The following is a 12,769-nucleotide window of genomic DNA, read 5'->3' as shown; positions in this document are numbered from 1 at the left end:
GTAACTTCCTACCCATAGAATGCCACTCTAAGGCAAATTTATGTAAGGAGAGAAGCCGCTAATCAGCTCCTGCAGCAAATACTTGACAAGCGCGTACTTAGGATAGGGTAAACGGGAAGTGAAAAAACCGCCAAGCAAATTTACTTGGCGGTTTCGAACTTTATTTACCTTCCACAAAACGCTTAATCCGTTCTATACCCTTCTCTAGTTGAGCCATCGAAGTGGCATAAGAGATCCGGATATGGTTCGGAGCACCGAAACCAGAGCCTGGTATAAGCGCAACATACTCTTTCTCTAATAGGACCTTCGCCCATTCATCCGTGTTGGCATAGCCGCCCTTCTTCACTGCTTCGCTCACATTAGCGAAGATGTAGAAGGCACCTTTTGGCTTCACGCAATGAATGCCATCGATGCTATTGAGGAGCTCAACAACCGCATTGCGGCGTTGTTCAAATTCCTTCTTCATCATTTCCAACGGCTCCTGCGTTCCACGTAAAGCCTCTAATGCCCCGTACTGAGCAAACGTCGTGGGGTTGGAGGTGGAATGGCTGGACAAATTGTTAATGGCATCAATCAATTCCTTGCTTCCCGCCGCATAGCCAATACGCCAGCCGGTCATGGAATAAGGCTTGGACATCCCATTCACCACGATCGTGTGGTTATAAGCAGCCTCACTCAAGCTAGCTACGCTTACGTGCTCGGCTCCATCATAGATCAGCTTCTCGTAGATTTCATCGGAGATCATCAAGATCCCTTTTTCAATACATACATCTGCAATGGCTTGTAATTCCTCGCGAGAGTACACGGTTCCCGTTGGGTTGCTTGGCGAGTTGATAATAACCGCCTGAGTTCTATCCGTGATGGCTTCACGCAGCTGTTCAGCTGTAATCTTAAATTCGTTCGACTCTTTCCCTTCTACAAATACAGGCTGCCCGTCAGCTAATAGAACCTGCTCGGGATAAGACACCCAATAAGGGATGGGAACGATCACCTCATCGCCCGGATCTAGAATGGCTTGGAAAATATTATAAAGCACGTGCTTCGCCCCATTGGCTACACTGATCTGGGCAGGACTATATGTTAAACCATTGTCATCTTTTAACTTCTTGCAAATGGCTTCTCTTAGCTCAGGAATCCCTGCAGCTGCTGTATACTTCGTTTTTCCTTCTTGCATCGCTTCCACGGCTGCATCGATAATATGCTGCGGGGTGTTGAAGTCAGGCTCTCCTGCTCCTAATCCCACTACATCAATACCTTGCTTCTTCAGTTCATTAGCTTTAGCTGTGATAGCAAGTGTAGTGGAAGGAGACAATTGCTTCACTCGTTGCGATAATCTCATAACGTACCTTAACCTCCTAAGGGATCCTATCTAACTGTACACACTTTCCATTCTACTTTAAGCTGAAGAAAAAACAACCATTTTATTCGTCAACCGAACAAAAAAAGCATCTGCAAGGAGATCCCTGCAAATGCTTTCGTATTAACTGACTTCTTTATGCTCTTCAGAGGAAAATGTTCGGAAAAAGTCTCCGCTTAATACTTCTTCCTTTACTAGGATAGCGGCGCCCGCTTCCATTAAGGCACGCTTCGCCTCTAGGATGCTTCTGGTTTCCTCCAGCAGCGTGTCCAAGATAAAGGCACTTTCTTCCTGAATATCTTCTTTACGAAGCATTTCAAGCTTCACAATTCCAAGTCGAGAAAGTCCGCTGTCAATCATAGAATGCACAAGTCGCAAGGCTTGATCAAAATCTCCCTTAGACCCTGTACTGCGGTGACCGTACTTAATTTCTTCAGCAACAGCGCCACCAAGACAAACCATGATTTGTTTCTCTAAATAGTCCTTCGTGTACAGGTAACGGTCTTCACGAGGATTTTGTCGTACATATCCGAGCGCTTGCCCACGAGGACTTACGGTAACCTGGGAGACGGATAACGGATTAACCTCTTCAGAGATGATCGCGTGGCCCAATTCATGAATGGCTACACGTTCTCTTTCTTGTTCATTCGTCTCACGGTCGGTCTTCTCACCCATCATCACTTTATCAATGGCTAGGGAGAAATGCTTGCTGTCGATCGACTTCGACTTTTCTCGGAAGGCGTAGATCGCGGCCTCGTTCGTAACACTTTCTATCTGCGCTCCGGAGAAACCGTAAGTCTCTTGAGCGATACGGTCCAAGTTCACTTCGGCTCCAAGCGGCTTATTTTTAATATGAATATTAAGAATTTGTTTGCGAGCTTTTTTATCTGGAAGGTCCACAACAATCTTACGGTCGAAACGTCCTGGACGAAGAAGAGCATCATCGAGCATATCTGAACGGTTGGTTGCTGCCATAATTAAAATGCGAGGAGAGTCGGTCGTCGACATCCCATCCATCTCGGTAAGCAACTGATTTAGCGTTTGATCGTACTCCCGGTGATGGCTGCCTTCCCGCTTCCCACCTAAAACATCAATCTCATCGATGAAGATGATTCCACTGTCTTGATTGTTTTTCTCTGCTTGGGTTTTTACTTCCTTAAACAGGTCCCGGATTCGCTGGGCCCCAACCCCTACATACATCTCAACGAATTGAGATCCGCTGGCAGCTACAAAAGCAGAATTCGTGTAGTTGGCTGCCGCTTTCGCCATTAAGGTCTTCCCCGTTCCAGGAGGTCCCGTCAGGAGAATTCCCTTCAGTGGTCGAATGCCGTACACCTTGGCTTCTTCCTTATGGATCAGGAAGTCCAAGGCTTCTTTTAATTCCCCTTTAGCACGCTCTTGACCACCAATATCCTCAAACTTCATATTCGTCTTTGGAACGCTGTTCTTGGTTTTCTTCTGGCCAAGACTCATGCTTCCACCGGATTGACGAATCATGAAGTAAGCAAAGATGGCGATGAGCAAACCTCCAATGATAAGAGGAGCAATATTGACCCCCATAAACGCTAAAAAGATAAATAGTGCAGGAATAACCCCAATAACAATCTCTTTACTCATTTGGTCTCACCTCTTCCTTTAAAGGAAGAACAGCATACAGATGATCCGCTCCACTCTGCAAAAAGACATAGACATTCTGTTCATCCATACGAGCGAGCGTCTTCTCTAAATGCCTCTTCTTCCCCATCTCTTCTATAATTTCAGGGATTCGTGAGTACTCTTGCTTCTGGATGGCTTCCGCCAAGCCGAAGTATTCCTCCTCCCATAAGTTCTTCATGCTTTCCCCATGCTTCGTTAAGTTAATAATAACCGTTCTGCCTTCCGCTTTTGTAGCTATATAGTCTTTAATTTCTTTGTAGTCGTTAACGAACGTATCTGGATTAGCAAAATCGAGATGCAAAATCACTTGCGTCTTGGTCATTTGCATATCATGTAAAGTTACTTGTTCCTTTTGTTTCAAGAACGCTTGAATGGGCTGCTGAACATAAAACTGCTGATAGACGAACCAACCTCCGAATAAGAAAACCAAGCTTACAATAAGAGATAACATCACGGGCATGGCACGTAGGTTCATGCTTGCGCCCCCTTTCTATGCATACCGGCTTTTTTAGATTACTAGAACAGTATATCATAGGATCTATCATTTAGGGTGCAAGAATGTTTTTCCTAACGAGTTTAATAACAAAGAAAACTTGGCTGGCGCCAAGCCTTGGCGCAGAAACTCCGCTTGACATCTTTATGTCAAGTAAGTTGTGCGACATTTCCCTAACTTGACATCAACCCTACGGGTCATTTCTGATAAAATTTAATTTTATCAGAAATGAGGGTTTACCCCTTGATGTCAAGTTAGAGGAAACTAGTTGCCCTTGTGCAGATATAGAATTCTAGATATCTTATAAATTCTTATCTGCCAAAAAAATCCGCCTCTGCCCTGGCGGATTCAACTACCCTGCGGTTTTTTGCAATTTGTAAGAACGGATAAACTGAGCGTTTCTCATATTATAATAGTAATAGTTAAATTTATTTTCTTCGTCTATCACGAGCACTTCCCATAGTGGCTCTTGATTTTCCATTCCCGGTTGGATACGGACCCATTCCTTTACCTTTACTTGAGCCCGAACCAATTTTTCGATTTGCTCAGCTGAAGCGAGGTCTTTCTCATATTCAAACCTCTCAAACTGCCCTTCGCGAAACCATGCAATCATCGGGATCTGTGCAGCGTTAGACCCCTGAACGACCAAATAACTTTCTTTCCCATGATACAAAGACACTTTTTGAACATTCTCTATCGCTGTATGCTCTTTAGCAAGTGAAATGCCTTCGGCTTTCCACTGTTGCTTTTCCCCTAAGACGCTATACAAGATATGACCTGCTTGCCAACAAAACAAGATCAGCAGAACCGCTAATCCGATCAACCAGTTTCTCACTCATTCACTTCCCTTTGGTTTTTTCTCTATATGATACCATAACTCTTCCTCAGATATGACAGGCCTTCAAGAACTTGATGGAATGGGCAAATACTGTTACTTATGCTTACGGGATGAACGGACATAATATAGTTACCGCGCAAGAGGGAGGTGAATGCGTGGCCCTACATGGAGCATCCTTTAAAATTACAGATGAAATACCTCCGGAAATCATTGAGCAACTGATGAATGATCACCATATGTCATGGCTATCCCTATCGTCTAGCTTCCGACTACAGGAAGACGCAACACCTACTTACAGACAACCAGACTTTTCATCATGGATCCACATGGACTAACGATCCTCGCCTTTTTCGGAAACATCCTAGCCGAAAGCAGGCGAACACATCTCAATCTTCCATCATTAGTGTGACTAAAATCAACCTACCTATACCTTAATGAAGATAAAAAGTCCCTTCACGGGACTTTTTATCGGTTCAGTAACTCAAACATGCGATTGGCCTCAAAGATTACCTTTTCTTCATCAATGGTGAGTAACTCCCCTTTGGATACGAGCTGCTTTCCATCTACATACACATCTTGTACATCGTAACCCGAGGTGGCATAGACCAAATGGGAGATCGGATCATGGAAAGGATGGAAATGCGCGCGATCCGTTCGAACCAGTATAAAGTCTGCTTTCTTCCCTACTTCTAAGCTTCCTGTTTGGTTGGCTATAAACATAGCCTCAGCACCATATCTTGTTCCCATCCTCAGCGCTTCCTCAGCGGGTACAGCCACTGGATTGTAATTTACGCCCTTATGCAATAAAGCTGCCATTTTGATTTCTTCAAACAGGTTCAAATTGTTGTTGCTGGCCGAACTGTCCGTTCCAAGGCCTACGGTAACGCCTTTGGCCAAGAGTTCAGGAACTCTCGCCACACCGCTAGCCAGCTTCAAATTACTGATGGGATTATGAGAGACCTTTACCTTGCGATCTGCCAGCAGCTGGATTTCTTCATCCGTCAGATGCACAGCATGAGCGACTAAGGTAGGACGTTCAAACACGCCTAATTGATCTAAATGGGCTGGGGGTCTTTGACCATAATCTTTCACGTTTTGTTCCACTTCACGCTGAGACTCTGACATATGGATATGTATAGGTAAATCCAATTGATGCGCCCGTGCTACAATTTGTTTAATGTAATCTGGAGGGCAAGTATACGGGGCATGAGGAGACATCATGGTCGTAATTCGACCTCCCGCTTGACCATGCCAATTGCGGGCAAAGGCTGTCGCTTCTTCTAGTTTGGCCTTTTGAACTTCTTCTGGACAAAGACCAATAATGCCTCTCGCCAATCCGGCTCGCATCCCACTTTGGTCAACGGCTTCAGCCACCTGATCCATATGGTCATACATATCCATGAAGGTTGTTGTTCCCGTGCGAAGCATTTCTACTAAGGAAAGATAGGTTCCCCATTTTACATGTTCAGATGTAAATTGACCTTCAAGCGGCCACATTTTAGTTTCTAGCCATTCCTGAAGGGGAAGATCATCAGCATATCCTCTTAATAAGGACATGGCTGCATGCCCATGCGTGTTGACCAGCCCCGGCATGACAATACACCCTTTTGCATCAATCACTTCATCATATCCTGAAAGATCTTCTGGCTGTTTTCCTACATAGGTAATCTTCCCGTTCTCCATTCCCAAAGCACCTTGGGTGATGACTTCGTTTTGCTCGTTTACCGTAACAACCGTTCCGTTCACAACAATTTTCTTCATCCGCTTCCACTCCATTCCTTTTCACTACCACGTCCATTTAAACAAAGAAGAAATCCGCAAGTCAAGTCACTTTTTGCTTAAGAAAGCTGAGGAGTGTATCCAATGAATGCTTGTTCTCCGCATTTGTGACCGTTATAAACAGATCTCCGACCTTTAGCATCCTTTCCTTCATGTTCCGTATGGTAAAATCGGTGGGATGAAATCCTCTTTGTACTTCCTCCCAAGATACGGGGGCGGACACGGAAGCCGCCGGCCTCGCTCGAAGGGAGTATACAACAGGAAGCGTACGCCCTTCACCGTGCTGAATGTAGTCAAAGTACAATTTATTACCCCGGTTCTTTACCATTCTCTCAATGGTCACCTTCTGTGGATATTTTTCAGCTATATATTGAGCGATAAACTTATTAAGCACATGCGTTTCCTCATAGGTATACTTCTCTTCGATAGGGATGTAGATTTGAAGACCTGAGGCTCCTGAGGTCTTCGCTTGACTGGATAAGCCTAATGCTTGGAGCACCTCTCGGATCAGGAGGGCAATCTCCAATACATGGGAGTAATCCTCTAAGTCCATAGGGTCTAGATCAAACACTAGCTCCGTAGGATAGCGTTCGTACTGAGCCTTATTAAAAGCAACATGAAGCTCTAGACACGCCTGGTTTCCCAACCAAACGAGGGTTGGCAGATCATTTGCCAGGATGTACTGCGTATCTCTCCAAACCTGAGTCTTCACCCAATCAGGAGCATGATCAGGAATATTCTTTTGATAAAAAGACTTTCCATGGATGCCATCAGGGTAACGAATGGTGGTGAGAAGCCGCTCAGAAAGGTAGCTAAGCATATAAGGCGCAATTTCCACCAGGTATTGGATGTACTCTAATTTGGTCACCTCTGCTTCTGGCCATAAAACCTTCTGCGGATTGGTAATTCGCAGCTTTCTTCCCTCCACTTCAATTTCAAACTCTTCCCGCTTCATAAAAGATCAGTCAACCTCGCTTCCTCCGGAGAAATGTCAACAAAGCTCTGAATACTCGGCTGTCGCAAGACATCCCCCTGGGTCCACTCCATATACTGCACCTTGACCGTTAGTTTCGGGAGCAGCCAGATGGCCTCCTTCATCCTCTCCGGTCGATTGGTGAATGGCTTTTCAGCTTGGATGAGCGGTTGGACTAGCTGCGTGAGATTTCTCCATTCTTCTTTTGTCAGCTTTCCTGTGCCAACGTGACCGATATACCACAGCTTTCCCTCTAGATCGTAAGCCCCAAGCAATAAAGCATTAACCACCCCTGCCTTTAGGGTTACCCCGCCAACAACCGCAATAATGTCCCTGAAGTTCTTCTTTTTCTGCCAGCGCTTGTCCTTGGCATTAATGCCATACGAACTATTCAGATCTTTGACAATGATGCCTTCCATCCCTTGCTTGGAGATGACATCAAACAACGTATCCGCATCATGGTGAAAGGGGACCAGCTGAGCGTGATCTTGAGGCACAATGATATCGGACAGGAGATCCATACGCTCGCGAAGCGGACGTTGATGCACCCATTGACCATTACAATAGATTACATCGAAAATCATGTACGTGATTGGAACCTGCCTCTGCACCTCTTTGACTCTCTCTAGCCGCCTCAGCCCGTCCCTTCTCATCACTTCATGAAAGGATGGCTTTTGATCCGCTCCCAGGGCAATCACCTCCCCATCTAGAATGACAGAACTTGCAGCGCAATAAGAACCAATATCCCGAAGTTCAGGATAATGATTCGTTCGCTCATTAATCCTCCGGTTAAAAAGTTTAACGTCTTGACCATCAAAATAAGTCAGAATACGTACACCGTCCCACTTAATCTGGGCAACCCAGTCTCCTCCTTGAGGAACAATTTCCGCTTGGATCGGCTCGAATGGAATGATGGGGGTAAGATTCATGGTGATTGCTCCTTTGGGTGGGAATTGGAGAGGGGATGGGATAAGCTGGGACTATGTTAAAACCGTGGAACACTTCAAAAATCAAGTGTTCCACGGTTTTAGTGGTTACCGCCAGTCCTATACCGTCACCTTCCGGCGACGCTTCTTAGCTGGCTCTTTTTCTTCCTGCTCTTCACGAGCCGGTGCTCCAGCTGCTTTGTCTCCTTTGGTGGCTTCGAGACTAGCCTGTAAGGCAGCCATCAAATCGACGACTTTGCCTAGACGAGGGGCTTCTGGAGCTTCTTGGATTTCTTCTCCCTCGATCTTAGCATGGATCATCTCGGTAAGTTTAGCTCGGTACTCATCCGTATACTTCTCAGGGTTAAACTCCGTGGCTAGGTTCTCGATCAATTGGATAGCCATGTTCATTTCCGATTCGTTAAGGTCCACGTGACCAGGTAATCCGGGAACATGTTCGACTGCGCGAACCTCGTCAGGGTAAAAGATGGTCTCCATCACGATGCAATTTTTATAGAGGCGAACCGCAGCAAGGCTTTCTTTGGAACGAATCGTAATCTTTGCGATGGCAATTTTTCCGGTCCGATTCATCGCTTCGCGTAAGAGCGTATAAGCTTTGTCCCCGGTTTCATTAGGGGACAAAAAGTAAGTTTTATCATAATAAATGGGATCAATTTCTTCGAGACTGACAAAATCGAGAATTTCGATGCTTTTTCTCGTTTCCGGCATGATGGATTCAATATCCTCATCCTGGATAATGACGAAACGGCCTTTTTCATATTCATACCCTTTGACGATTTCAGCGGTTTCGATTTCCCGGTTGCAGGAAGGACATGTTTTAGAATATTTAATTGGAGTACCGCAATCCTTGTGTAGATGACGGAAGCGAATATCCTTATCTTCTGTAGCGGAAAACATTTTGACAGGAATATTGACTAATCCAAAGCTAATGGAGCCTTTCCACATGGTATGCATCTATAGACACTCTCCTTTATCCTTAGAATGCCTCGCAGAAAGGTGAATTATTGGTCACTTTGCATCAAAATAGCCTTTGGTTTTCTCCCGCTCTATGCGGTAATCCTCTCCGTTGGAGATGACCGTAATCGTTCCATGATTTTTTGTCTGATACACATCGATCCAGGTTTCGTTCAATCTCTCGATGACTTCATCGGATCCTTCAGCCGTCGGACGGTTTCGGAATAAAATGGCAGCATGAGCGTCTACTTTTTCTAGAAAAGGAGGACTAGATGCCTGGTTGCTTCCGCCATCACTGACCTTTAATATCTGAGATTCAACATTGTACTTTTCGAGCAGCCGAACCTCCGATTCTTCATGGATATCACTCGTAAACAGAAATTTAATCCTCCCGTGGATCAATTGAAACACCAACGAATTCGCTTGGGGAGAAAGAGACAAGGGCTCACAGGGATGCAGAATTCTCATTTTTAACTGCGCTGGCCATTCTAGGGTTTGTCCTTCGCGAACCGTTTGGATCTGCGGTAGAGACTGATGGACCTTATGCAGGATCGAATCTTTAATGAGAGCAGGTACAATCATTTGTTCTACAGGAATTCGCTTCAGCAGCTCATCCGTTCCGGCGATGTGTTCATCCATCTCGCCGGTTAATACCAGCACATCAATTCTAGCGATTTGATGCTCTTCCAAAAAGTCTGCAACTTCTGTTGCACTCTTGGCCGTGCCAGTGTCAACGACCATCGTAAAACCATCCGTACCTGTGATGACGGTCGACTCGCCTTCACTAAGGGCAAGAAAATAAGCCCTAATCCCTTGTGCATTCACATCTTCGGGAAGGGACGGGGGCTCGGAATAGGGGACGGCTCCTCCGACTCCGATTCCCCCCAACCACAGCATGATTGACATGCAAAGGATTAATCTATACACATCAGATCACCTCGAACGGGTTTATCCAAGCCACTCTTCAACCATAGGCAGCAATTGGTTGAAGGGACGGTAGTGAAGCGGTGTTTCAGGCAAAGACTTTACAAAATATTGACCATAGCGAGATTCGACGATACGCTTGTCAAAAACGATGACAACCCCTTTATCTTTTTGAGTTCGAACTAATCGGCCAAACCCTTGCTTAAAGCGGATGACTGCCTGCGGGACGGACATATCCATGAACGGATTTCCGCGATTAGACTTTATATACTCGCTTCTTGCCTCGATGACCGGATGATTGGGCGGCCAAAATGGAAGGCGAACAATGACCAAGCATGATAGGTCATCTCCTGGAATATCTACACCCTCCCAGAAGCTGCTTGTTCCTAATAAGATACATTTCTTTGTCTGTTTAAATAACTTAGTTAGCTTGGTCCGGCTGCTAGAGTCCATCCCATGTCCTAGCACCGTAATGCCGTCCTGCGCCAGTCTTTCCTTTAAAGGCTCATAAACTTGACGAAGCATCTGGTACGAGGTGAATAGCACCAGCATGCGTCCTTCCGTTACCCGGGAAAGCTGGGCGAGGGAATCGATTAAGTAATGGTTAAAGTGCTCTTCGTTGCCAGAGCTGAGAGCTGGACTATCGGAAGGGACACAGAACAAGGTTTGCTTCCGATAATCAAAAGGCGAGGGATGCTGGATCGTCGCTACCTGCTGTTCATCTAGTCCTACCCTTTTCAACGAATAAGCAAAGGACTGGTTGACGCTTAGGGTCGCGGACGTCAGAACCACACTTTCTTTCTCTGCAAAAAACTGCTCTTGCAACAACGGAGCGACATCAATAGGAACCCGGTATAAATAAACGGGTCGTCGGTTGGTTCTTGTATCAAGCTCTATCCAATGAATATTATCCACTTCAGGATCGAGAAGCATCTGTTGAATCAATTGCCTTATCCGTTGCCCCTCACGAATCGCTCCGTGCAGATCGGTTAACAGTCCACGGAACGTAAACGGTAGTCCTTTGTCCGCACTTAAAGGGATATAGATCTTTTCCAAAGATTGTTGGAACAAAGTTAACCATTCAACTACATAGGATGTGGACTGCAGGGTATCTCGACCTGCCTTGTCCGACCAGTCTAAATGGCTAAATCGTTTGACGAGCCTGCCGGCCTCTGTTCCTTCCCGCCCACTGCGAATCCCCCATTGATATAAGCGGGTAATCCACTCACGAATAACCTCTCTTCCTTCCATGAGCTCATTTATACAACCCTTCAGCTGCTCTCGCCCCTCGTGGGAAGACTCAGGTACAGAAGACCATTCGCGATCTAACTTCTCTAAGATCCCCATGCCGCGTTCCGAACCCAGCTCGGCCAAGTAGTTCTCCACTTGAATAGAACTTAAGGAAAGTCCTAAATGATGACTAGCTACCTCTTCGAAGTGGTGGGCCTCATCAATGATGGCATAGCGATAAGGAGGTAGGATCCGCTGATCCGCCTTGAGGTCGGTGAGCAGTAGTGAATGGTTCGTAATAATGACATCGGATTCCTGTGCCTTGCGGCGGGCTGCAAAATAGTAGCAGCGTGAAAACCATGGACATTGATTACTTAAGCAGGAGTGGGCATCGCTCTGAACCTGTCTCCAGAACACTTGGCCTCCCGGCGGTAGGTTTAACTCCTCGATATCCCCAGTATCCGTTTCCGTCAGCCAGATCATCATTTGACCTTTTGAGAGCTGTATATCAAAATTATCTGCGGGCTCCATCACACTCTGTTCGTACTTTCTTAAGCAAAGATAATTGCTTCTTCCCTTCAGCAAGGCTCCATGAATGCCCTGTTCAAATATCCGTTCGAGTAAAGGAAGATCTCTCGTGTACAACTGCTCCTGCAGCTGAATGGTATGCGTACTGATGACGACCTTCTCTCCCGATACCTTTGACCAGTAAAACGCGGGGATCAAGTAAGCCAATGATTTACCTGTGCCTGTTCCTGCTTCTATCAACACATGCTGAGATTTCGATAAGGCATCGTAAACCTGGCTCATCATATCCATTTGAGCTGGCCGCCATTCAAAGTCACTCATTTCGCCCTCAAGCTTACTTCGGATATCCTTCATAAAGTCCTCATAAGCCGGATCCTGTGCTGGGCTATCCTCGGTTCTACCCCCTCGAATGCGAACCGCCAACTGACGGAACATTTCTAAACCGGGGTGTTCGTCGCGTTCCACACTGCCCTGCATCAATCGCTTCTGCTCCACATACTTGATTAAGTCGGAAATATCCGAGGCAAAACCCTTGGTCAGCTCCGTTAAATGCTGCAAGACCATATAAGGCAACCGATTCAGCTTCTCCAATAAGGATTGAAGGATCTGAGCAGTAGCAAGGGCATCCGAGTCTGCTTGATGCGGCGTATCATGTTCCACATCAAGCTCCAGGGCCAGATCGGTTAGTTTATAACCGGTTTGATTCGGCAGAAGCAGACGTGACAATTCCACCGTATCTATAGTGGGACCGCTAAACGGAAGATAGCCATGCTCAGCTAAGGCTTGCTGCAAAAAACCTAAATCAAAATAAACATTATGCCCGACAAATACGGCCCCATCTAGCAAGGGAAGCATCTGAGGCAGGATCTCATCAATGGTGGGAGCATCTTTTACCATTTCGTCATCGATTTGCGTGAGTTGTTGTATAAAAGTGGGAATCGGTATTCCCGGATTTACAAGAGAAGAAAATTGAGAAATAATATCTCCATCTTCCATTAAGACTGCGCCTATTTGAATAATCTGGTCGCCATCTTTGGCTTTATTGCCAGTAGTCTCAAAGTCCACGACTAAAAACTTGTTCAATCGGTTC

Annotated in this window: 11 protein-coding genes; 1 reads left to right on the top strand and 10 read right to left on the bottom strand. The window is 45.9% G+C overall.

Annotated features, from left to right (window positions below):
* Positions 1-160 precede the first annotated feature (160 nt).
* From EIZ58_RS02920 to EIZ58_RS02905, 4 genes are all read right to left on the bottom strand, one after another.
* Positions 161-1,339 carry a pyridoxal phosphate-dependent aminotransferase gene (locus EIZ58_RS02920; RefSeq protein WP_134699020.1) on the bottom strand — a complete coding sequence of 393 codons (1,179 nt, stop codon included), beginning with the start codon at positions 1,337-1,339 and terminating at the stop codon, positions 161-163.
* Positions 1,340-1,480: 141 nt separating this feature from the next.
* Positions 1,481-2,974 (bottom strand): AAA family ATPase, encoded by a 1,494-nt coding sequence (locus tag EIZ58_RS02915; RefSeq protein WP_134699019.1) that lies wholly within the window; start codon positions 2,972-2,974, stop codon positions 1,481-1,483.
* The gene (locus EIZ58_RS02910) at positions 2,967-3,488 is read right to left on the bottom strand and encodes a hypothetical protein (RefSeq protein ID WP_134699018.1); all 522 of its coding nucleotides are present in this window, start codon (positions 3,486-3,488) and stop codon (positions 2,967-2,969) included. Before EIZ58_RS02910 ends, EIZ58_RS02915 begins: the two co-directional genes overlap by 8 nt.
* A gap of 370 nt (positions 3,489-3,858) precedes the next feature.
* Complete coding sequence (locus EIZ58_RS02905; protein WP_134699017.1) at positions 3,859-4,341, bottom strand: cell wall elongation regulator TseB-like domain-containing protein; 483 nt, start codon at positions 4,339-4,341, stop codon at positions 3,859-3,861.
* A gap of 158 nt (positions 4,342-4,499) precedes the next feature.
* Between EIZ58_RS02905 and EIZ58_RS02900 the strand changes: the two genes are divergently transcribed.
* Positions 4,500-4,679 (top strand): hypothetical protein, encoded by a 180-nt coding sequence (locus EIZ58_RS02900; RefSeq protein ID WP_134699016.1) that lies wholly within the window; start codon positions 4,500-4,502, stop codon positions 4,677-4,679.
* Positions 4,680-4,809: 130 nt separating this feature from the next.
* Here the strand turns inward: EIZ58_RS02900 and EIZ58_RS02895 are convergent, their stop codons facing one another.
* The 6 genes from EIZ58_RS02895 to dinG all read right to left on the bottom strand — a co-directional run bounded on the left by EIZ58_RS02895 (position 4,810) and on the right by dinG (position 12,762).
* Entirely contained in the window at positions 4,810-6,105 is a 1,296-nt protein-coding gene (locus EIZ58_RS02895) for an amidohydrolase (protein ID WP_134699015.1), read from the bottom strand.
* A 61-nt stretch (positions 6,106-6,166) separates the two neighbouring features.
* Positions 6,167-7,078, bottom strand: a complete 912-nt coding sequence (gene ligD, locus EIZ58_RS02890; RefSeq protein WP_134699014.1) for a non-homologous end-joining DNA ligase — start codon at positions 7,076-7,078, stop codon at positions 6,167-6,169.
* Positions 7,075-8,025, bottom strand: coding sequence for an ATP-dependent DNA ligase (locus EIZ58_RS02885; protein WP_134699013.1), 951 nt, complete (start codon positions 8,023-8,025; stop codon positions 7,075-7,077). The genes ligD and EIZ58_RS02885 overlap by 4 nt, the downstream gene beginning before the upstream one ends.
* Positions 8,026-8,142: 117 nt before the next feature.
* Entirely contained in the window at positions 8,143-8,997 is an 855-nt protein-coding gene (gene ku / locus EIZ58_RS02880; protein ID WP_134699012.1) for a non-homologous end joining protein Ku, read from the bottom strand.
* 54 nt (positions 8,998-9,051) lie between these two features.
* The gene (locus tag EIZ58_RS02875) at positions 9,052-9,924 is read right to left on the bottom strand and encodes a ComEC/Rec2 family competence protein (protein WP_134699011.1); all 873 of its coding nucleotides are present in this window, start codon (positions 9,922-9,924) and stop codon (positions 9,052-9,054) included.
* 21 nt (positions 9,925-9,945) lie between these two features.
* Complete coding sequence (gene dinG, locus EIZ58_RS02870) at positions 9,946-12,762, bottom strand: ATP-dependent DNA helicase DinG (protein ID WP_167577451.1); 2,817 nt, start codon at positions 12,760-12,762, stop codon at positions 9,946-9,948.
* Positions 12,763-12,769: the final 7 nt, after the last annotated feature.

It is taken from the genome of Ammoniphilus sp. YIM 78166, from assembly GCF_004522215.1.
GTDB lineage: Bacteria > Bacillota > Bacilli > Aneurinibacillales > RAOX-1 > YIM-78166.
Note: the sequence above shows the minus strand (reverse complement) of the source record. Positions and strands in the feature narration are given on the sequence as shown.